The following is a 20995-nucleotide window of genomic DNA, read 5'->3' as shown; positions in this document are numbered from 1 at the left end:
CTTTTTTATGCTTTGTTATTTATAATTTTAGGTTAAATATTTTCTTACTGTGCATCACTCATCTGATCCAAACGATCTTGTTCAGATTGCTGTGCTTGGTCAATTTTATTGGTTGCATCATCTAAAATGGCTTTTGGCTGTTCGCCAAGTGGTTTGCTGGCGATATTTGCAGAGCTATTCTTAGAGCTATCTGCATCAGATACAGCTGCTGTAGGCTGTCCAGAGGCAGTACTGCTAACGGCAACCTCTCTGTTTTTCTCGTGACTATTGCCATTAATGATATTAAAACCAAGCAATGCCACGATGCCGATTACGGCGAATATGATTAGATGCTTCATTTCCATAAAAAAACTCGACTCTGATTAATTACCAAATACGAGTTCCATTGCACTTTTTGTGCCGACTTTTAAGCCTGCTATCTCTTACTATTCTTGTGGACTATTATTATTAAGTAAATCCGTTTCATCTGAGCTTTGAGCAATCTCTTGCTCGACCTTTTCCATCAGCTTGTCATCAGGGCGGGCATCGAGGACCTCATCAGCATTACGGCCTTGCAAAATAACTTTGGCTCGCGCCTTTGCTTGCTTTTTATCTTTATCATCAACAGGTATGTCATTATTCTGACGTTCAACCTTAGGCTCAGGCGTGGTTGAAGTAATCGTCATGTCAGATTTAGCACTACTCGTACTGTTCTGCATATGTTCAATGGCTTTCTCTAATTTGTCATTAAACCGCAAACGATAAATGGGTTCAGGCAAGCTAAAGCCTTCGTTTTCTAATGCATGTTTGGTCTCGCGAATGGCAATACTACGCGCTTTGGCAAAATCTGTCTCTGATTGATCTACCCAAACCTGAAACTCTAAAACGATATTAGAATCACCGACATTGATAATGACAGCAATTGCTTTAGGTTCATCCAATACAAATGCTAACGTACCTATTGCATCCAGTCCTACTTTGATGGCTGCCAACGGATCATCATTCGCATCAACGCCTAATTCAAAAGTAAAGCGGCGCTCAGGATTTTTGGTATAGTTTAGAATGGTACCTTTAAAGACTTCAGCATTCGGAATACGCAACTGATTGCCATCTAATGTCATCAGTATCGTCGCACGTGAGGTCAGACGAACGACAATACCTTCTTGCCCATTGATGACCACTTGATCACGTGCACGAAACGGCTGACGAATACTCAGCATTAGGGAGGCGATATAGTTTTCGATAGTATCTTTGACTGCAAAACCAACGGCAATACCAATAACACCAGCACCGCCAAGCAGAGTACCTAAAATTGTCTCCGCCCCGATGAGACTCAGCCCTAAGATAAGACCAAAAATAATAAAAATGACTTTTACGGTCTGCGACAACAGCTCAGCGACAAAAGGATTGGGCGTTAGGCGCTGCCACATTCTTTTGCGATTCGACAACCAACTGCCAAACCATGTCACCAATACAAAAATAACGATGCCGACTAACAGTAAAGGTAGAGCCTTTACGAGGTTTTCTAATTGCGCTTTTAGACCTTGATAAACCGTCGAGACATTCTCTTGAACGTCCAACGTTCGATTAATATTGTCATCGACCGTGACAACATCTGTCAGACGGTTGGTCAGATTGATGGCTTGCTGCGCTTTTTTTTCGTTGGCAGTCTCCCCTGTTAGCGTGACAACACCTTGGCTAACACTGACATTGACAGCCTGCAACCCTTCAATTTCAGAAAAAATACCATTGATACGCTGACGGATTTCATTGTCTTTTTGCGGTGTGGGTGTGGTTTCAATTTGACCATTATTGGTGCTCTCGCCACTGATTACTGGTGGCGGAGCGGTTGTCGGTAATGAGGTGATAGGTTCTGATGCTTCCTCGTCTGGCGCAGGATCACTATCAGGTGTTGCCTCTTGTACACTCTCCACGCCGAGCGCGGTTGCAATGCCAGAGAGTTCTTCACCAGCAGCATAAGCGGGCCACGTACAAAGGATGCTTAACAGCAACAGCATTTGACCCCACGCTGTTATAAAACGGCGAACCATTGGACGGTCAAAATAAGTGGCCATAAGCATCCTTTGCTTTTTTAAATATTTTATATCGTTCAAATTTTCACTGGTGATTAGCTATATGACTTTATTTATTTAGCTATCTAAGTAACGTTGTGCTTCGCTCAAATTCAGCGTGCCTTCATAAATAGCACGACCAGTGATGATACCTTCGATACAATCACCATAAGGCTTTAACAGCTCGATATCTTTCATGTCAGTCACGCCACCTGATGCAATCACCGGTAGACCGCCTTCGCGAGCCAAATTGACGGTTTGTTCAACATTCACGCCTTGCATCATGCCATCACGGGCAATATCAGTATACACAATAGAAGAAACACCCACATCAGCAAAACGCTTGGCAAGCTCGGTTGCCTTGGTATCGGTAACATTGGCCCAACCATGAGTGGCTACCATACCGTCTTTGGCATCGATACCAACGATAATGTGTCCTGCAAATTCACGGCAAGCTTCTGCAACAAAATCCGGATCTTCAACGGCTTTTGTACCAATAATAATGTAGGTCAGACCGGCAGTAATGTATTGCTCAATAGTATTCATATTACGCACGCCGCCACCTAATTGAATAGGCAGGTTCGGATATGCTTTGGTAATATCATTGACCACTTGTCTGTGTACTGGCACGCCATCAAAAGCACCATTCAAATCGACCAAATGTAGACGACGTGCGCCCTCATCTACCCAACGTGCAGCCATAGCGACTGGGTCATCAGAAAACACCGTATCATCTTCCATACGACCTTGTTTTAAACGTACACATTTACCATCTTTTAAATCAATGGCCGGGATAATGACAGGCACAGCACACATATAGCATTCCTTATAAAGCACAATATTGGCAATAAATTTAGTAAATTACATTGTTGAGAATGAAACGATATTAGAGAATCAAACAACGATAGAAAACACCACGCAAACGCGGCATAAATTATAGACAGATTCAAAAAACCAAATAAAATTGGTCAGAAATCTGCTCAAATAGAGATAGGATACAATCGAAACCAAACAATCATAACCATAAGTTGTAGTACGTAGAATCACCACCAACATTCGTTAAATTCTATTACTGACTGGCAATTTTAGGTCAATTTAGCGTATAATCCTAGGTAAATTTTTATTTGTTTCTATGTGATAGTAACCAGGTGTTACGCTTTTTGTTGAGTCGTTATTGCTTAGTAGCATATCGAGGCGATTCAGATACAACGAGCAATGGCTAAATATATCTGTATGATATTAACTGATATTTTGCCAAAAAGGATTATAATAGAAATCTAATCTGGTAGCTTGTATACCACCGATTCTACAGTCTTAAGCCCCATTGGTTGCCTTTTAAATCCCTATCACGAGCTAACAATATTAGAACAGTTATGACTAGAGTTATAGCAGCTCACAATAATGAATTGATGCTTGCTTATCTAGGTTGCCTTTTAGCCAGTTTATCATCTACTTCAATAGATCGTTATTTGGTCACACTTCTAAAAAATCGCGTATTTTTACACGATACTGATTGGATAAAAGTGGCCCATCATACTGGTGTTACAAGTTTTTAATTTCAATGAAACGTGTGATAAGGCTGTTATTTTCAAAGTAATCTCTTTTGGCAGTGTGCTTTTGGTGATTGATTTTGATTCGATAGTTTTAGCATACACCTTGGTAGCCAGTCGCCACTTTGGTAATTCGAATAAGACATTAACGTGTTGTTAAGGAGTCTAAGGTCAGCGTTAATACTCTTAATAGTAGTTATGATTATGTATTATCCTCACAAAGCTTTCATCGCTATTTCAATATAGAAGTAGATGATTGAAGGCTTTATTGAGTGATATAAATGTTCATACTACCGATGTACCAAACAGGACGTCTGGTATCGTTTTAGACTATGGACTAAGTTTTCGCTTATGATTACCATCAAAAAAGGTTTGGATTTGCCCATCACCGGTGAACCCTCCCGCGAGATATCTGAGCACCAACCGACACATGTAGCACTTGTTGGCTATGACTACGTGGGCATGAAGCCTACGATGAATGTCAAAGAAGGTGACATCGTAGCAAAAGGTCAGCCCGTTTTTGAAGACAAAAAACGTGTTGGCGTCATCTACACTGCACCTGCTGCTGGTAAGGTCGTCGCGATTAAACGCGGTGAGCGCCGAGTGTTTGAAAGTCTTGTGATCGCGGTCGACCCAAAAGGTGAAGAAATAGACTTTGAGCGCTATGACTCACAGCAGCTTGCTGACCTAGACTCTGAAGTCGTTGAAACCCAACTGATTGCTTCTGGCGAATGGACTGCGTTTCGTACGCGTCCCTACAGCCGCGCACCAGAAATTGGTGCTCGTCCACACGCTATCTTTGTCACAGCAATGGATACCAATCCATTAGCCCTTGACCCAATGCTTGTGATCAATGAGCAGCTACAAGCGTTCAATGATGGTCTTGCTGTACTTTCGACACTCACGCCAAAGACTTTTGTCTGTCATCATGGCGATGCCCAGCTGACGCCAGTCGCAAAAACTGCGACTAATAATGTCACTGAGTATCACGCCTTTGCTGGTAAACATCCAGCAGGTCTTGCTGGTACGCACATTCACTTTTTGCATCCAATCATGCGCGGTGTGTCCGTATGGACGATTGGATATCAAGACGTGATTGCAATTGGTAAACTGTTCACGACTGGACATCTGTATACACGCCGTATGCTAAGCTTAGCTGGCCCTGCGGTTACCAAGCCACATTTGATTGCGACCGAACGCGGCGCTGATATTACGGCATTGACTAAAGGTCAACTAGCGGCAGGCGAGAACCGTATTATCTCAGGTTCAGTATTGTCTGGTCGTAAAGTGTTTGACAATATCGCCTATCTGGGTCGTTTTCATAATCAGATCAGTGTACTAGCTGAAGGCCATGAGCGCCCAGCGTTCCACTTCTTTAGCCCAGGTAAAAACCGCTTCTCAAAACTGCCTATCTATATTTCGCAGTTCTTTGGTGGCAAAAAATACAATTTCACCACGACAAGTAACGGCTCACCTCGCGCCATGGTACCAATCGGTGTCTATGAAGAAGTCATGCCTCAAGATTATCTACCGACCCAACTGTTACGTGCTTTGATTGTCGAAGACATCTTAAGCGCCACTGATTTGGGTGCACTTGAGTTGGACGAAGAAGATTTGGCACTATGCACCTTTGTATCTCCTGGCAAATATGAGTTCGGTGATATTTTGCGTGATAACTTAACGCGCATTGAGCTGGAGGGCTAACCACGATGAAATTTTTACACAATATGTTCGATCGTATGGAGCCATCTTTCACTAAAGGCGGCAAACACGAAAAGTACTACGCTATTTTTGAGATGTTTGATACGTTCTTACGTCAACCAGACTCAACCACCTATGCGTCATCGCATGTGCGTGATGGTATTGATCTAAAACGTATTATGATTACGGTATGGCTATGTACGTTCCCAGCAATGTTTTGGGGTATGTACAATATCGGTCATCAAGCACTAACTGCTATCGCACAGCTCGGCTTGCAGCCTGACGGCTGGCGTACAGTTATCACTAGCATGGCAGGCTATAACCCAGACAGTATCTGGGCCAGCTTTGTCTACGGAGCCATGCAATTTTTGCCGATTTATATCGTGACGTTTGCGGTTGGTATTCTCTGTGAGATTATCTTTGCCGTTGTCCGCGGGCACGAAGTCAACGAAGGTTTCTTTGTGACGTCAGTTCTATTTGCATTATGTCTACCACCTGATATTCCATTATGGCAAGTTGCCCTAGGTATTATCTTTGGTGTGGTTGTTGCAAAAGAAGTGTTCGGTGGTACTGGTAAAAACTTCTTGAATCCTGCCCTATCGGGTCGTGCATTTCTATATTTTGCTTATCCAGCGTATATGTCTGGTGACTCAGTATGGACGGCAGTAGATGGATTCTCAGGCGCGACGCCGCTTGGCCTTGCAGCCCTTGGGGTGGTTCCTCAGGACTTCGTCGATGTCTATGGTAATGCGATCACGTGGAGTGATGCATTCTTAGGTAACATGCAAGGTAGTATCGGTGAAGTATCGACGCTAGCTATCCTAATGGGTGCTGCGGTGTTGCTTTGGACGCGTATTGCTTCTTGGCGCATCATGGCAGGTTGTGTGGTCGGTCTGATCGCGACGTCTCTTGTGTTCAATATGGTTGGCTCTGACGACAATATGATGATGAGCTTGCCGTTCTACTGGCACTTAGTGATCGGTGGTTTCGCTTTCGGTGCTGTGTTTATGGCAACCGATCCAGTTTCAGCTGCGCATACTAATAAAGGCCGCTGGGCTTACGGTATTTTGATTGGTTTTATGACCGTATTGATTCGTGTCATTAACCCTGCTTTCCCAGAAGGCATCATGCTGGCCATTTTGTTTGCCAACTTATTTGCTCCACTGTTTGATTATTTTGTGACCCAAGCAAACATCAAACGCCAAACCGCTCGGAGGGTTCGTTATGTCCAAGCCCAAAAGTAATAACGCAAAAACCATTAGTGTGGCTTTGATGCTGTGCTTGGTGTGTTCCGTATTGGTCTCGGCAGCTGCCGTTGGCCTAAAGCCAGCACAAGTCGAAAATGCGCGCTTAGATCGTAACAAAAACATTTTGGTTGCGGCTGACATGTACGATGCAGAGTCTGATACAGCAGATGATGTTGCCGAACGTTTTAAAGACTTCGATGTCAAAATCATTGACTTAAATAAGGGCAACTACCTTGATGACGATGAGTTAAAAACGGCTGGTATTCCTGATCGTAATGCCTATGACGCCAGTCAAGCGACAAAAAACCAAGCCTTAAGTGAAGACTTGGGTGACAATGATCCTGCTGGTATTGGCCGCAAGCCAAAATATGCTAAAGTCTATGTCAAAGAAGATGACGCGGGTAAGCCTGAGCTAATCGTTTTGCCAATTCAAGGCTACGGACTCTGGGGTACGATCTATGGTTTCTTAACCCTTGAAAGTGACATGAATACCATCAAAGGTATCAGCTTTTATGAGCATAAAGAAACCCCAGGTCTTGGCGCTCGTATCGAAGAGCCAGAATGGCGTGCAAAATGGAACGGCATCCACTCTTATGATGACAGTGGCGAAGTTGCCACAGGTGTAACCAAAGCCGGTAATTCAAAAGACAACTGGGTCGATGGCATCAGCGGTGCAACACTGACTAGCCGCGGCGTCAGTAACATGATTCAGTTTTGGTTAGGCGAGCAAGGCTACAAACCTTATCTAGATATGCTACGTAAACAGAGCGGCCAGACACTTGATAATGCAGACACACAAGCAAGTCAATCAAAGCCAGCAGCTCAACCTAAAACCGAATTGGCAGCCACGCTACCAGTAGCAAACGGCAAGGAGGCATAACATGGCTGATACTAAAAGTATTTTAACCACGCCTATTTTTGACAATAACCCCATCGGCCTACAGATCTTAGGTATCTGTTCGGCGTTGGCGGTCACAACAAGTATGGCAAATGCCATGGTCATGTGTGTGGCATTGACATTGGTAACGGCGTTCTCAAGCTTCTTTATCTCTGTCATTCGTAAAAAGATTCCATCGAGCATCCGTATTATCGTACAGATGACGATTATTGCATCATTGGTTATCTTAGTTGATCAGGTACTAAAAGCGGTCGCTTATGATGTGAGTAAAGGTCTGTCGGTCTTCGTTGGTCTGATCATCACTAACTGTATCGTTATGGGCCGTGCTGAAGCATTTGCGATGAGCAACCCGCCAATCCCAAGCTTTTTAGATGGTATTGGTAACGGTCTTGGTTACTCAGCGGTCTTGTTATTTGTCGCTACTATCCGTGAGCTGTTAGGCGCAGGTACTTGGTTTGGTATTACGATCCTACAGCCAGTTACTGATGGCGGTTGGTATATACCGAATGGTTTGTTGCTGTTGCCACCATCAGCGTTTTTCATTATTGCTTTATTTATCGCTATCGTCCGTATCTGGAAACCAGAACAAGTGGAAGAAGCTGAGTTTGTAATGAAGCCGCAGTCTAAAGGCATGGCACATGGAGGCGGTCACTAATGGGACATTATATTAGTTTATTTATAACCTCAGTCTTTATTGAGAACATGGCACTTGCCTACTTCTTAGGCATGTGTACTTTTTTGGCCGTATCCAAAAAAGTCTCAACGGCTATTGGTCTAGGGGTTGCTGTGATTGTCGTGATGGCCATCACGGTTCCGCTAAACAACTTGCTATTCCAGTTCATCCTAAAAGATGGTGCGCTGGCATGGGCAGGCTTTCCTGATATTGATTTGAGCTTTTTAGGATTGCTCAGTTATATCGGTTTGATTGCTGCCACCGTACAGATTCTAGAGATGTTCTTAGACAAGTTTGTACCAAGTCTTTATAACGCGCTTGGGGTATTCTTACCACTGATCACTGTAAACTGTGCCATCTTAGGTGGTGTACTATTTATGGTAGAGCGTGACTATAACTTTGGTGAGTCTGTCGTCTATGGTGTGGGTGCAGGCTTCGGTTGGGCACTTGCTATTACTGCATTGGCAGGTATTCGTGAGAAGCTAAAATACTCAGACATTCCAGCGCCATTGCGCGGTCTTGGTATTACCTTTCTCACGGTTGGTCTTATGTCGCTCGGCTTTATGTCGTTCGGTGGTATGTCCATCTAAACTACTAAGCTCAAAGCTTCTATTAGCTATTTGATCTATTTAATTCATTTATTCGGTAAGGGTTCGGACACAGCTTAAAACATGTCTTCGCACCCCTACCCCATAGATTAAGGATACCTACCATGGATTACGCTACGGCGATTGGTGGCGTTGCTATGTTTACCTTGATCATCATGGGCCTCGTCGCTATTATTTTGGCGGCGCGCTCAAGACTGGTCAGTTCAGGCGATGTCACTATCCATATTAATGATAATCCCGATAATGACGTGGTGACACCAGCAGGCGGTAAACTACTGCAAACGCTAGCGGGCGAAGGCATATTTTTGTCTTCAGCGTGTGGTGGCGGTGGTACTTGTGCGCAGTGTCGTTGCCGCGTTATTGAAGGTGGTGGTTCTATTTTGCCCACCGAAGAAGGCTACTTTACTCAAGGCGAGATCCGCAATCACATGCGCTTGGCTTGTCAGGTAGCTGTTAAGCAAGACATGAAAATTGAGATTGATCCTGAGTTCTTTGATGTACAGAAATGGGAATGTGAGGTTGTCTCCAATGACAACGTTGCGACTTTCATTAAAGAGCTGGTACTAAAAATTCCAGAAGGCGAAGAAGTAAACTTCCGCGCCGGTGGTTATGTGCAGCTCGAAGCGCCACCGCATGAAGTACATTATAAAGATTTTGTGATTGATGAAGAATATAGAGAAGACTGGGAAAAATTCGGTATCTTCAACTATGTCTCGAAAGTTGATGAGCCTGTTATCCGTGCTTACTCGATGGCCAACTACCCTGAAGAGAAAGGTCTGATCAAGTTCAACATTCGTATCGCAAGTCCACCGCCACGCGGCGGCGAAGGTATCCCGCCAGGCAAAATGTCTTCATGGGTATTTAGCTTGGTACCTGGTGACAAAGTGACAGTTTCAGGTCCTTACGGTGAATTCTTTGCCAAGAAGACCGAAGCTGAAATGATCTTTGTCGGTGGTGGTGCTGGTATGGCCCCGATGCGCTCGCATATTTTTGATCAGCTCAAACGCTTGAATACGGATCGTAAGATTAGCTTCTGGTACGGTGCTCGCTCGATTCGTGAGATGTTCTACGTTGAGGACTATGACCAACTAGAAGAAGAGTTTGATAACTTTGAGTGGCATGTGGCACTGTCTGACCCATTACCAGAAGATAACTGGGAAGGTCCAACAGGATTTATCCATAATGTATTGCTCGAGAACTATCTGAAAGACCATCCAAACCCAGAAGACTGTGAATACTACATGTGTGGGCCACCGATGATGAACGCTGCCGTAATCGACATGTTACACAGCATGGGCGTAGAAGACGAAAACATCATGCTTGATGATTTCGGTGGTTAAGTTAGCTAGATAAACTTAAAAGCATACGAAAAAAGAGTCTCAATTGAGGCTCTTTTTTTTTGTGATTTTTAGCAATTATTATAATTTCTTAGACTACAAATCTAACTGGTAGATTAGCTTTGCTATCCTATATCATGAATGCTCTAAATATTAAGAAAGGACGCTTATGAAAACGAAATACAAAGATCTGACCATTTGGATCACTGGTGCCTCTAGCGGTATTGGGCAAGCATTGGCGATTGCCTTTGCCAAGCGTGGTGCTAGAATTATTCTTAGTGGCCGTGATAATGAAAAACTAGAATCCGTCAAAAAAAGCTGCAAGCGTGCGAATAGGCATATTGTCATTCCTTTTGATATTAGTGACGCTGCTCAAGCAAAAGCAGCCTATGACAATGCCAAAGCTCAGGCAGGAACAATCGATTGGCTAATCAACAACGCTGGTATCAGTCAACGCTCACTCATCATGGAGACAGATGAAGACGTCGAACGCCAAATTATGGAGATAGACTACTTTGCCCAGACGCGTCTGACGAGACTGGTATTGCCAGACATGATTGCACAAGGCGGTGGCAAAATCGTCATGGTATCAAGTGTCGCAGGCTTATTAGGTACGCAATATCGCGGCGCTTACGGGGCAGCCAAAGCCGCACTGCATATGTGGGCGAACAGCTTACGTGCTGAACTGCATGACCAAGGCATAGAAGTGGCAACGATATTCCCAGGATTTATCCAAACCAATATCTCTATCAATGCATTAACAGGTGATGGCAGCGCCCAAGGAACGATGGATGAGGCAACCAATAAAGGTCTGACGGCAACTGAGTTTGCAAAGCAAGTGGTGAAGGCACTCACAAAAGGCGAAGAATATATCATTGTCGCGGGTCGCAAAGAAAAACTGGCAACACGAGTCAATCGTATGTCACCACCGAAACTCTATAAGCTAATACGCGAGTCGCAAGTAAAATAGATTAGTCTGTAGTAGCTTAGTATGCAGTGTCTTTGCACATAATAGATTGTCACTGAACATTGCCATCATTGGTATTTTTAAGCCCAAGGGGTGTAAAATAAGCGTATCTTGTTTTACACCCTATTCATTTCTACGTCATACCGAAGATATTATGAAAAATACAATGTACTGCTTATTTTCTAAGAAAACGATCAAAAACACACTGTTTAGCACAATGAGCCTTACCAGCATCTTGAGTCTCAGTGCTTGCCAGCAAACACCAGATTATAACTATCTGACTGGTGAAACGATGGGGACAAGCTACCATATCAGCTATCAGCTCCCTGACGATGCAGACGAAGCAGCCATACAAGCGTCAATCGATGAACGCTTGAAACAGATTAACGACAGCATGTCGACCTATCAGAGCGACTCGACCATTTCTAAATTTAATCGGTTGGATAAAAACACGCCGATTACCATCGACGCTGATTTTAGTCGAGTGCTGGATGTGTCAAAGATTGTCTACGAGCAATCTGGTGGTGCGTTTGATCCTACCGTTATGCCTTTAGTAGAGACTTGGGGTTTTGGCAGTACCATGACAGTCGAGCGTCTACAGAGCCCGCCTACAGCGCTCGAGATTGCTCAAGCAAAAGCACTGGTAGACTTTGAGAGCATCGTAAAAAAAGACCAAACGGTATCCAAAACCAAAGACGGCGTTGAGCTTGATTTTTCTGCCGTTGCCAAAGGGTATGGGGTTGATGTCATCGCTGACGTACTCAGAGAGGACTATCAAATCCGCAACTACATGGTTGAGATTGGCGGTGAAATTTCGACGTCTGGCGTTAACAACCAACAGCAGCCATGGCAAATTGCGATTGACGCCCCTATCGAGGGCAGTACTGTTAGCGAGCGCCAAACGATATCTGCGATTCGTCAACCAAAAAATACGGCTAGCCAAATGCATCTGGCAACCTCTGGAAATTATCGCAACTCCGTCATATTCGATGGCAAGCGCTATAGCCATACCATTGATCCGACCACTGGCAAACCTATCGCGGGCGGTGCACCCTCAGTCACGGTAGCAGCTGACTCAGTCGCCTTGGCTGATGCATGGGCAACGGCGCTGACAGCGATGCCCTATCATAAAGCACTAGATGTCGCTAAAGCCCAAAACTTGGCTGCTATGTTTGTGGTATTGGCTGACGATGTAAAAACAGACAGGTCTGAGAGTAATACTTCGGATAACGTGTCTGATGATAGTATCGATGACTGGCAAGTAGTACAGACTCCTGCGATGCAAGCATTACGCGCTGATAAAAAGCCCCAGTAAGTTTCTGGCATTGAAACAAGAGAATACGATAACCCGCAACGAGCTTCGCCAAAATTTGCTATACTATTAGTTAGTTGCCATGAAAAGTACATCGTTATCATCAACAGCAACTGCCCCACTTTTGACAATGAGGTTTCCTCTATGCTTAGCCAATTGCTTCCCATGCTTGCCATTACCTTTACGGTGTTTATCCTATTTTTCATTTTTATGGGCATCGGTTATATGGTCAAAAAAAAGCCGCTTAAAGGCTCTTGTGGTGGTGTTGCCAAATTGATGGGTGATGAGCAGTGCTCATTTTGTGGCGATGATCCCAATAAGTGCGACTCATTGATGGCAGAACAGCAAGAAAACGCATTAAGAGCTGCACAACTCGGCAAATCTGTGTAAAAACTCATTGGTTACCATACGCGGGTAGTATTTACCTAACATCTGTTCGTATAATAGCGTCAAGTCATTCAAAAGTGACTTGGCGCTATTTTTATATCGCCATCTCTTATTCTTCCTATTTAGACACTCTTGACTTAGATATTTCCTATTTAAAAATAGGCTAGCAGACTTATCTGTTTTGCCCTCTGCAAATTTTTAGTTCTGATTGACGTTATTGATTACCGTTTAGGTACGTGTCTGAGTAAATGATCTTTGGTGTTGTTTTACAAGCGACGATTTTTCGGCGCTGTTTTATAACGTGTTCCTTTCCTTGTATCGTTGTGCTGCTATGTCTACCTCATCCAATCTGCCTTCATCACGTTTCACCTTTTGGTTAGTGCTATGTGCCATGATTTTGCTAGCGACCAATATGCGTGCCCCTATCGTTGCGCTGGGCGCTATCGCGCCAGTGGTAAAAGAAGCACTCAGTATCTCAGAGATACAAATTGGTTGGTTAGGTGCTGTGCCGATGCTGGGTTTTGCCCTTGGTGCGCTGATCTCCCCAGCCATTGGCAAACGCTTCGGGCTTGAGAATACGCTGATTGCCATGATCGCACTATTAACTACTGGTATGATTTTGCGTACCGTTATCCCGACGTGGACTGGGTTTTTAATCGGTACTTTATTGCTGACCTTAGCAATCGGCTTTGCTAATACACTAGCCGCGCCTGTCATCAAGCAACGTACTCCGCAACATATTCCGCTGATTACGGGTTTGTTTAGTTTAACCATGACAGTGACCGCAGGGATAGTCTCAGGCATCGTCCTCCCTTTGTCTGAGCAAGTAGGCTGGCAATGGGCGCTGGGTGGCTGGACGATTTTGGGTATATTTGCGTTACTGATTTGGTTATTTTTGCGTGTGCGTTTGGGCTCATCCAACCACCAACCCGTCATATCTACAGATAAAGATACCTCTGATATCTCTATGTGGCGAACGACGTTTGCTTGGCAAATTGCTGTCTTCATGGGGCTGCAATCATTACTGTTTTATACCGTTGCCAGTTTTTTGCCTTCTATTTTGGTTAGTAAAGGGCTATCTGCCGTGAGCGCTGGCCAAATGGGTTCTGTGTTTCAGTTTATGGCACCCATCTCTATTTTGAGTCTGACGTGGCTAATCAATCGTGGTCGTCCTATTCAAGCACTCGCTGTGTTTGCCGCTGTACTCAATGTCATTGGCGTGCTAGGTATCAGCTATCTATCTACTGATTTGGCGTGGCTATGGTCAGCCATGATGGGGATTGGGTGCTCAGCGATTTTTACCTTGAGTATGATGCTGTTTTCCCTGCGTACCTATACCACCAATCAATCAAGTGAGCTGTCTGGTATGGCACAAGCCGTCGGTTATTTGATTGCGTTTTTTGGGCCGCTTGGCACAGGCTGGCTCCATGAATCGACTGATAGCTGGGGTCTGCCACTTTTTATTATGCTAATACTAATGATTGCAAACGTGGTGATTGCTTGGCTCGTCAGTCGTCCGGTGATGGTTGATGGTAAATACATGTGATATTACTTTTTCGATCTCTATAAGCTTTTGATTTCTAACGCGTAATAAAGCTGTCTTTAAATTAACCTTAGGGCAATATTGGTCGCCGTCTTATTTTGCTACACTGGTTTGATTGCATATAGGACACAACCCCCATGATGAATTTACCCTTTCGTTTCGCTCAGCGCTTGCCTGCTATCGTCATACTCGCGGCTGTCATGGCCATCAGTGGCTGTCAAAAAGATGCCGAACCCACAGCGCCGACTGACACACAGAATACTGAAGTAACTAACAATCAAGCCGATACTGCGTCCGTAACCACTGAGGCCGCAGCGCCCGCGGATCAACAAGTCAATTCGTCACCAATCACTATTTTAGCGCTTGGCGACTCACTGACAGAAGGTCTTGGGGTTGATAAAAATGATAACTACCCTGCTCAGCTAGAAGATCGTCTGCAAGAGATGGGCTACGACAACGCCAAGGTGATCAACTCGGGTCTGAGCGGTGAAACCAGTACGGGACTCGTCAATCGCCTTGACTGGGTGCTACAAACCAAACCTGATGTGACGATTTTGACCATTGGTGCTAACGACGCCATACGCGGTATCGATGTGGCGACGATTGAAGCCAATATCCGTACGGCTGTTAAACGTCTACAAGACAATGGCAGTGTCGTTATTTTGGGTGGTATGTCGATCTACGACAATTTAGGCGATGACTACGTTGCCGCGTTCTCAGACATTTATCCTCGCGTCGCTAAGGACATGAACGTGACCCTTATTCCGTTCTTCTTAGAGGGTGTGGGCGGTGACCGTGAGCTCAACCAAGCCGATGCGATTCATCCGACTAAGGAAGGCTATACGATCATCGTCAATGACAATATCTTGCCTATTCTAGAGCCTAAATTAAATGAGTTAAAAGAGCTAAAAACAGCCGATACTGATAACACAGCTGCAACTGCTCAAAACCAGACGACTAACGAGACCATGTAATGACATCATCAAGCTCGATTGCAGAGACATCGCAAACAGACTTTAAGACACAAGCCCTACTGACTGCCTCCCAGTTAAACAAAACCGTGCAAGTCGGTGAGCAAAAATTATCTATCATCAAGGATGTAGATATCTATGTCAACGCGGGCGAGTTTGTGGTCATCATGGGTAAATCAGGCTCGGGCAAATCGACCTTACTAGGGTTGCTCGCGGCATTAGACTATCCCGATAGCGGTACGGTGTCGCTAGCAGGTCAAACGCTCAGTAGTCTGGATGAAGATGCGCTGGCGGTCATTCGTCAACAGGACATGGGCTTTGTCTTTCAGTCGTTCCATCTACTGCCAACATTGACAGTGGCCGAAAACATCGCCTTTCCTCTTGATATCGCCAGACGTCCAAATCCATTACGCGTAGACGAGCTGATAGATGCGGTTGATTTGGGTCACAGGCGTCACAGCTTACCCAATCAACTATCTGGCGGTGAGCAGCAGCGCACAGCGGTGGCACGAGCACTGGTCTCTCATCCCAAGATTGTATTTGCCGATGAGCCGACAGGTAACTTGGATGAGCAAAATGCGGATCAAGTCATGCAATTGTTATTAGACTTACGCCAGCAGGTTGGCTCGGCACTGGTAGTGGTCACTCACGATCCTGCGCTTGCTGAGATGGCAGATCGCGTCATTACCATGCATGATGGGCGGATTGTACCGACATGAATGAAAAGCTGACAGACAACAAATCGACTGATATAAAAAAGACTGATACCAGTATACGTCAAGAGACCAGTTATTCTAGCGGTATCCTCAATCAACTTTTCACCAAAACCCTAGGCTCGCAAGCACTCAGCCGTAGCTGGTGGCAGCGCTGGGTCTATCCTGTTTTGTTTCTACTCACATTGACCTTATCACTTGCAACCTACCTGACCCTCGACTCGGTACAGCAGTCTGTCGATAGTTATATCAATGACAATCAGCGCGCGCTCGTTGGTGGTGATTTGATTTTAAACAGTAAACAAGACTGGCCCAGCGAGGTACTGGCACAAGTAGAAACCCTCCCCGATACGCAAACCGTGTATGACTATCAGTTTAGCGCCATGCTGGTCACTGATGAGCAAACCTTGCTTGCCAGCGTCAAAGCAGTCACCCCTTCTTACCCTTTATACGGTACAGCTGAGCTTGCCTCAGGAAAGCCGCTCTGGGATCAGCTGACGTCTGACAGTATCATCGTCGCCCCAGAAGTGCTCAGTAGTCTAAACGCTAGTGTCGGTGACCGTATCGATATTGGAGATGCCCAGTTTACGATCAGTGATGTGCTAACCAAAGAGCCTGATCGACCTTTGACCGCGTTCGGTTTTGGCGGGCGCGTGTTAATGAAACAAGATGCGTTAGAGGCGACCAATCTACTCGGTCAGCGCAGCCGCATCAATTACCGTATCGAGATAGCAGGTGATCCTGAGCTGATAAACACGCAGCGCAAAAAGCTCACAGGCATACTGACCAGTTATCCTGATATTGAGCTCTCTGATGCTGATTCGGCGGACACTTCGGTCTCGCGTATCTCTGATAATGTATTGATGTTCTTAAAACTGCTGGTCATTGCCGTACTGCTACTCTCTGCGGTCGCCATGTACGGCGTCATTAGTGCGTTCGTCAGCAAGCAGCAGTCCAATAATGCCATTCGTTTGGCGTTAGGCGAGCCGCTTGGTTCACTCAAACGTAGCTACTATCAACTGCTTATCATAACGACTGTCATTGCTTGTATCGCCGCAATTGTCCTTAGTCTTGGCTTGCTTAAAATCGGTCAGCCGTACCTCGTGGCTATTTTGCCTGCTGACGTTGGTCTCGCTATCAACCCAATCAGTGCGATCAAGACCATATTCATTGCCTTAGCCCTGACGCTACTGATTGCGCAGCGCGGTTTGAGTGCGCTTAATACCACTAAACCCGCTACCCTACTCAATCAAGGGGCGAGCACGCAAACACAAAACTTGCCTTGGTATCGACGCGTGCCATTGCTTTGGTATGGGTTGGTGCTGGCAGGGCTGTATGCTTTCTTTGCTTATGAAGTTGGCTCACTGTCATTAGGCGCGCAGTTATTGGGCGGCTTGATTGGCTTTGTGGCGATATTTTGGCTACTGGCGCGTGGGTGGCTATGGCTGCTTAATAAGTTAGCGAGCAATGCCAAGGTCAGTTGGATGCAGCGTATCGCCATTCACAATCTGGCGCGTAAGGGCAATCAGTCCGCATTATTCTTTGTCACTTTATCGCTATCGGTCGCGGTGCTGACGCTCATCACCACCCTCAATCACAGTATCAACGCGCAGTTTATCAATGCCTATCCTGAAGACGCGCCCAATCTGTTTTTGCTCGATGTGCAGAGCGATCAGCATGATGAAATTGATGCAATCATTGACGCACCTGTTACTTATTATCCCGTCATTCGTGCGCGTGTAGAAACGGCGAACGATGTAGCGGCAAAAGATATCGAACCTGAGGATGGATTTGATGACCCTACGCGAGTGTTTAACTTAAGCTACGCGGATACGGTCATGGATACTGAGTATATCGTTGATTCGCTCACAGACGATGCGCTGTATACGCCTATCGATGATGCCGATCAGCAAGTCAAACCCTTATCTATCTTGGACACTGCCGCCAGTATGCTCAATGTCGGCATGGGCGATCAGGTACGCTTTAACATTCAAGGTATCGAGATCGTCGGGCAAATTACCAGTATTCGCACGCGCTATGAGCGTGGCCCAAGCCCGTATTTTTACTTCTTGTTTGAGCCGTCGGTGCTGTCCGCTGCCCCGCAGATTCAATTTGCCACCGCGCACGTATCAGAAGATGCCATTCCAGAGCTACAAGGCAAACTGGTACGCGAGTTCCCTGCGGTCACCACAATCGATGGCACGGCCATTGCGAAGCAAATCCAAGAGCTGGTGGTACAAATGAGCCGCTTGGTCTATGTGTTCACCTTGCTTGCCCTACTCACTGGCGTCATGGTGCTGATCAGCTCGCTACTGTCTACTTCGCAAGATCGCATGAAGGACAGCGCGTCATTTAGACTGCTCGGTATGCAAAAGCGCGACTTGTATATGCTCAATATTTTAGAATTGGGCGTACTTGGTATTAGCGCAGCGACCTTTGCCGTTGTCATCGCCAGCGTTGGCGCATGGGCGGCTATCACTCAATGGTTTAATCTACAATTTAGTGTGCCGTGGACGAGCTTGGCGATTGGCGGTGTGGCATTAGTTGTATTGCTGTTTGCTATTGCCATTATTTATGTGAGGCTGGTGATTGGGCGCGGGATTATGGCAAGGGTAAGGGCGATGATCTAGGGTGAGAAGCGTTAAAAAATTGCATTGCAATTTTAGCTTAGCAAGGAAAAATCCCTTAAAGGGGATTTTTTGATTGTTAATTTAGCAAAGGCTAATGATGGTTCATTTGTTGTAGCTAATCCTACTATTCGCTATCATTATGGCTGAACCGCTCTTTCATTTGATATCAGGTTCATAATTATAGTTTTAAATATTAGAATTATAATCAACTATTCATTACAGTGAACTGGAAAGATTTCTATGGACTCTTACGATTATCAGTTTCAAAATCTAACTGAAAATTCATTACATTGGCATAATAAGGCGAGCCAATTATTCGTATCAGCAAAGGTTTTATGGGAGGCGATGGATAATGGTTATGCTATCGAATGTTGGTCAACCTACAAAATGCTTATGGGCTTATCTTTCGAGTTGCTATTTAAATCAATTGCTATTCAACGAAAGCTTGTATTTCCTGCTACACATCAGTTAGTTGAAATTGCCAATTCAGCAAACCTAAAACTAACCACTGATTAGAAAAAAATCTTAATAGTGTTGACTGAATATATACTTTGGGATGGTAAATATCCTGTTCCTCACAAAAAAATTCATTTAGAAAATCATTGGAAATATGAGAACAAAGTGGCTCATGACAGCAAAAAGCATGGAAACCTAACTATTCAAAGGCAAAATAATAAGCTTGATTTTGATGAACTTGCGATAACATGGAAAAAGTATTCTGATATCTATATGACTGAATATACAAAAAGATAAATTAATATTAATAGGTACTTTCCATGAAAAAATGTTATTTATGCGGTTTAGACTTCAATAATTCATCTGTAAAGCAGCACAAAGAACATATAGTTCAACAGGCTATAGGAGGTAATCTTACCTGCAAAGATATACTTTGTGAAAGTTGTGGTTCCAAGCTTAATAATAGTATAGATATAGAGTTTAATAAAATATTTGAAACAACATCTGTATTATTGGGAATAAAAAGAGATAGAAAAGACATAAGTAAAAAAAGGATTATAGGTAAACATCAAGCTTTTATTCCTGAGATTCAAGAAGTATTAGACGAAAGGGATATAAGTGTAACTTGGTCTGACGGGAAAGTATATCCTAATAAACCTTTTGAGATTTATAGTGATCTTAATAAAAAAATAACCATTTACTCAAATTCAAAAGTAGCTGAGCATTTCAAGAAAAAAGTAGAGAATGACTTTAGAGAGCAACATCCTAACTCACCTTTACCAGAAATAATTATTTGTGGAGATTTATATGGATTGACTTCTTTTGATTTCAAACTCGACAACAAAACATTCAAACAAGGTTTAGCTAAAATAGCAGTAAATTATGCTTTATTTTGTGGATTATCTAGAGAACAATTAACTTCAATACTATGTATTCATGAAGATAATAAGCAGGCTAGTTTCACAAAAAATCCATCTGTAATACCATTCTATCCTTTGAGCATAATAGACAAACTAATCGAAGATAAAAAGGCGGATTTTCAACCTTATCCTACACATACCCTGATACTGTTTAATTCTTTATTCAATCCAAACGTCTTAGTATGCTATATAGATTTATTCTCAACTTATCAGCATTATGTCCTTTTAAGTAATAATTACTCAGGACCTAATATTTACAAATCTTATCCTCAAAAGATACTTTTTGAGAAAGAAAGCATTTTTGAACCGTATAGACATTACTATAAGGATCGCTCACGTATTTTGTCCTCGCTAAACATAACTAAAGAAGATCTAGAAGCTACTTATAGAAATAGAAATGGAAGCAAAGAAGATGCTGAATATAGGCTTATTACTCAAAGGCAGAATGAACAACGTTACAATATAAATTTGGAAGAATATTTAGATAGTATTATAGATACAATTATGATTGAAGAAGTAGATAAGCTTCATAATGAAACTGACTTATCTATAGTTAAAAGCTTATTTGATAATATGAACCTTTTTTATTGTGCTAGTGAAAACGACGAAAGATCATTTAATATTGATAGTTTCAGAAGATACTATATTGATAGTGCAGGAAGAAAAGTTGACTATGTCGACGAGATATGTAATGAGTATAAAAAATCATTAGAAGAAATAAAATATTATAATCATAAAAAATTCTATGATTTACAAATATTTCACAATAATAAAAATATAGATAAGAAAACATCTAATTGATATGGTTACTGAGACTTAAATTAGTTTATAGTATCATTGAAAATACTATTTTCATACTTAGGCATCGTTTGTTAATAAAAAATTTACTCTATTAGTTTATTTAATTTACATGTGCTTGGAAAGCAACCTACTCCTAACTTGAGCAATTTCTTTGATTGTCATAATGGATTTCGCTACAGCATGGCTTTTATCCTTGACAGTAGCGGGCATATAAGATGTGAGAGAATGGC

Annotated in this window: 18 protein-coding genes; 15 read left to right on the top strand and 3 right to left on the bottom strand. The window is 43.6% G+C overall.

Features of this window, described 5'->3' with window-relative positions; genetic code table 11:
* Positions 1 to 44: 44 nt before the first annotated feature.
* The 3 genes from ACHUET_RS12750 to hisA form a co-directional block, all read right to left on the bottom strand.
* On the bottom strand, positions 45 to 344 hold the full coding sequence (locus ACHUET_RS12750) for a hypothetical protein (protein ID WP_394213297.1): 300 nt from the start codon (positions 342 to 344) through the stop codon (positions 45 to 47).
* An 81-nt stretch (positions 345 to 425) separates the two neighbouring features.
* Positions 426 to 2054 carry a mechanosensitive ion channel domain-containing protein gene (locus ACHUET_RS12745; RefSeq protein ID WP_394213295.1) on the bottom strand — a complete coding sequence of 543 codons (1629 nt, stop codon included), beginning with the start codon at positions 2052 to 2054 and terminating at the stop codon, positions 426 to 428.
* A gap of 75 nt (positions 2055 to 2129) precedes the next feature.
* Positions 2130 to 2867 carry a 1-(5-phosphoribosyl)-5-[(5-phosphoribosylamino)methylideneamino]imidazole-4-carboxamide isomerase gene (hisA, locus tag ACHUET_RS12740; RefSeq protein WP_201547583.1) on the bottom strand — a complete coding sequence of 246 codons (738 nt, stop codon included), beginning with the start codon at positions 2865 to 2867 and terminating at the stop codon, positions 2130 to 2132.
* Between the two features lie 1085 nt (positions 2868 to 3952).
* Here hisA and ACHUET_RS12735 point away from each other — a divergent pair.
* The 15 genes from ACHUET_RS12735 (at position 3953) to ACHUET_RS12665 (ending at position 20765) form a co-directional block, all read left to right on the top strand.
* Positions 3953 to 5305: a Na(+)-translocating NADH-quinone reductase subunit A gene (locus ACHUET_RS12735; protein ID WP_394213293.1), complete on the top strand. Its 1353-nt coding sequence runs from the start codon at positions 3953 to 3955 to the stop codon at positions 5303 to 5305.
* Positions 5306 to 5310: 5 nt separating this feature from the next.
* Positions 5311 to 6546, top strand: coding sequence for an NADH:ubiquinone reductase (Na(+)-transporting) subunit B (locus ACHUET_RS12730; RefSeq protein WP_201602227.1), 1236 nt, complete (start codon positions 5311 to 5313; stop codon positions 6544 to 6546).
* Positions 6527 to 7429, top strand: a complete 903-nt coding sequence (locus ACHUET_RS12725) for a Na(+)-translocating NADH-quinone reductase subunit C (RefSeq protein ID WP_394213291.1) — start codon at positions 6527 to 6529, stop codon at positions 7427 to 7429. The genes ACHUET_RS12730 and ACHUET_RS12725 overlap by 20 nt, the downstream gene beginning before the upstream one ends.
* 1 nt (position 7430) lies before the next feature.
* Entirely contained in the window at positions 7431 to 8102 is a 672-nt protein-coding gene (locus ACHUET_RS12720) for an NADH:ubiquinone reductase (Na(+)-transporting) subunit D (RefSeq protein WP_201602231.1), read from the top strand.
* Positions 8102 to 8710, top strand: coding sequence for an NADH:ubiquinone reductase (Na(+)-transporting) subunit E (gene nqrE / locus ACHUET_RS12715; RefSeq protein WP_075107228.1), 609 nt, complete (start codon positions 8102 to 8104; stop codon positions 8708 to 8710). Before ACHUET_RS12720 ends, nqrE begins: the two co-directional genes overlap by 1 nt.
* Positions 8711 to 8832: 122 nt before the next feature.
* On the top strand, positions 8833 to 10068 hold the full coding sequence (gene nqrF / locus ACHUET_RS12710) for an NADH:ubiquinone reductase (Na(+)-transporting) subunit F (protein WP_394213288.1): 1236 nt from the start codon (positions 8833 to 8835) through the stop codon (positions 10066 to 10068).
* Positions 10069 to 10234: 166 nt separating this feature from the next.
* Entirely contained in the window at positions 10235 to 11035 is an 801-nt protein-coding gene (locus ACHUET_RS12705) for an SDR family oxidoreductase (RefSeq protein ID WP_394213286.1), read from the top strand.
* A gap of 214 nt (positions 11036 to 11249) precedes the next feature.
* On the top strand, positions 11250 to 12347 hold the full coding sequence (locus tag ACHUET_RS12700; RefSeq protein WP_394213310.1) for an FAD:protein FMN transferase: 1098 nt from the start codon (positions 11250 to 11252) through the stop codon (positions 12345 to 12347).
* 141 nt (positions 12348 to 12488) lie between these two features.
* Positions 12489 to 12734, top strand: coding sequence for a (Na+)-NQR maturation NqrM (nqrM, locus tag ACHUET_RS12695; protein ID WP_238035777.1), 246 nt, complete (start codon positions 12489 to 12491; stop codon positions 12732 to 12734).
* Between the two features lie 328 nt (positions 12735 to 13062).
* On the top strand, positions 13063 to 14277 hold the full coding sequence (locus ACHUET_RS12690) for an MFS transporter (RefSeq protein WP_394213284.1): 1215 nt from the start codon (positions 13063 to 13065) through the stop codon (positions 14275 to 14277).
* 134 nt (positions 14278 to 14411) lie between these two features.
* On the top strand, positions 14412 to 15248 hold the full coding sequence (locus ACHUET_RS12685; protein WP_394213282.1) for an arylesterase: 837 nt from the start codon (positions 14412 to 14414) through the stop codon (positions 15246 to 15248).
* On the top strand, positions 15248 to 15964 hold the full coding sequence (locus ACHUET_RS12680) for an ABC transporter ATP-binding protein (protein ID WP_394213280.1): 717 nt from the start codon (positions 15248 to 15250) through the stop codon (positions 15962 to 15964). Before ACHUET_RS12685 ends, ACHUET_RS12680 begins: the two co-directional genes overlap by 1 nt.
* Positions 15961 to 18588, top strand: coding sequence for an ABC transporter permease (locus ACHUET_RS12675; protein ID WP_394213279.1), 2628 nt, complete (start codon positions 15961 to 15963; stop codon positions 18586 to 18588). Before ACHUET_RS12680 ends, ACHUET_RS12675 begins: the two co-directional genes overlap by 4 nt.
* A gap of 240 nt (positions 18589 to 18828) precedes the next feature.
* Positions 18829 to 19104 (top strand): hypothetical protein, encoded by a 276-nt coding sequence (locus ACHUET_RS12670; protein ID WP_394213277.1) that lies wholly within the window; start codon positions 18829 to 18831, stop codon positions 19102 to 19104.
* Between the two features lie 260 nt (positions 19105 to 19364).
* Positions 19365 to 20765: an HNH endonuclease gene (locus tag ACHUET_RS12665; protein ID WP_394213275.1), complete on the top strand. Its 1401-nt coding sequence runs from the start codon at positions 19365 to 19367 to the stop codon at positions 20763 to 20765.
* The last annotated feature ends 230 nt before the right edge of the window (positions 20766 to 20995 follow it).

Origin of the sequence: Psychrobacter piscatorii, from assembly GCF_043641605.1 — a bacterium.
Taxonomy (GTDB): Bacteria; Pseudomonadota; Gammaproteobacteria; order Pseudomonadales; family Moraxellaceae; genus Psychrobacter; species Psychrobacter piscatorii_C.
The sequence above is the reverse complement of the archived record's forward strand: the minus strand, read 5'-3'. Positions and strand labels throughout refer to the sequence as shown.

What these genes read in the sequence shown, in the direction of transcription:
- ACHUET_RS12750 (WP_394213297.1), bottom strand. Translation starts at nt 344, where the DNA reads ATGGAAATGAAGCATCTAATCATATTCGCCGTAATCGGCATCGTGGCA.
- ACHUET_RS12745 (WP_394213295.1), bottom strand. Translation starts at nt 2,054, where the DNA reads ATGGCCACTTATTTTGACCGTCCAATGGTTCGCCGTTTTATAACAGCG.
- hisA (WP_201547583.1), bottom strand. Translation starts at nt 2,867, where the DNA reads ATGTGTGCTGTGCCTGTCATTATCCCGGCCATTGATTTAAAAGATGGT.
- ACHUET_RS12735 (WP_394213293.1), top strand. Translation starts at nt 3,953, where the DNA reads ATGATTACCATCAAAAAAGGTTTGGATTTGCCCATCACCGGTGAACCC.
- ACHUET_RS12730 (WP_201602227.1), top strand. Translation starts at nt 5,311, where the DNA reads ATGAAATTTTTACACAATATGTTCGATCGTATGGAGCCATCTTTCACT.
- ACHUET_RS12725 (WP_394213291.1), top strand. Translation starts at nt 6,527, where the DNA reads ATGTCCAAGCCCAAAAGTAATAACGCAAAAACCATTAGTGTGGCTTTG.
- ACHUET_RS12720 (WP_201602231.1), top strand. Translation starts at nt 7,431, where the DNA reads ATGGCTGATACTAAAAGTATTTTAACCACGCCTATTTTTGACAATAAC.
- nqrE (WP_075107228.1), top strand. Translation starts at nt 8,102, where the DNA reads ATGGGACATTATATTAGTTTATTTATAACCTCAGTCTTTATTGAGAAC.
- nqrF (WP_394213288.1), top strand. Translation starts at nt 8,833, where the DNA reads ATGGATTACGCTACGGCGATTGGTGGCGTTGCTATGTTTACCTTGATC.
- ACHUET_RS12705 (WP_394213286.1), top strand. Translation starts at nt 10,235, where the DNA reads ATGAAAACGAAATACAAAGATCTGACCATTTGGATCACTGGTGCCTCT.
- ACHUET_RS12700 (WP_394213310.1), top strand. Translation starts at nt 11,250, where the DNA reads ATGAGCCTTACCAGCATCTTGAGTCTCAGTGCTTGCCAGCAAACACCA.
- nqrM (WP_238035777.1), top strand. Translation starts at nt 12,489, where the DNA reads ATGCTTAGCCAATTGCTTCCCATGCTTGCCATTACCTTTACGGTGTTT.
- ACHUET_RS12690 (WP_394213284.1), top strand. Translation starts at nt 13,063, where the DNA reads ATGTCTACCTCATCCAATCTGCCTTCATCACGTTTCACCTTTTGGTTA.
- ACHUET_RS12685 (WP_394213282.1), top strand. Translation starts at nt 14,412, where the DNA reads ATGATGAATTTACCCTTTCGTTTCGCTCAGCGCTTGCCTGCTATCGTC.
- ACHUET_RS12680 (WP_394213280.1), top strand. Translation starts at nt 15,248, where the DNA reads ATGACATCATCAAGCTCGATTGCAGAGACATCGCAAACAGACTTTAAG.
- ACHUET_RS12675 (WP_394213279.1), top strand. Translation starts at nt 15,961, where the DNA reads ATGAATGAAAAGCTGACAGACAACAAATCGACTGATATAAAAAAGACT.
- ACHUET_RS12670 (WP_394213277.1), top strand. Translation starts at nt 18,829, where the DNA reads ATGGACTCTTACGATTATCAGTTTCAAAATCTAACTGAAAATTCATTA.
- ACHUET_RS12665 (WP_394213275.1), top strand. Translation starts at nt 19,365, where the DNA reads ATGAAAAAATGTTATTTATGCGGTTTAGACTTCAATAATTCATCTGTA.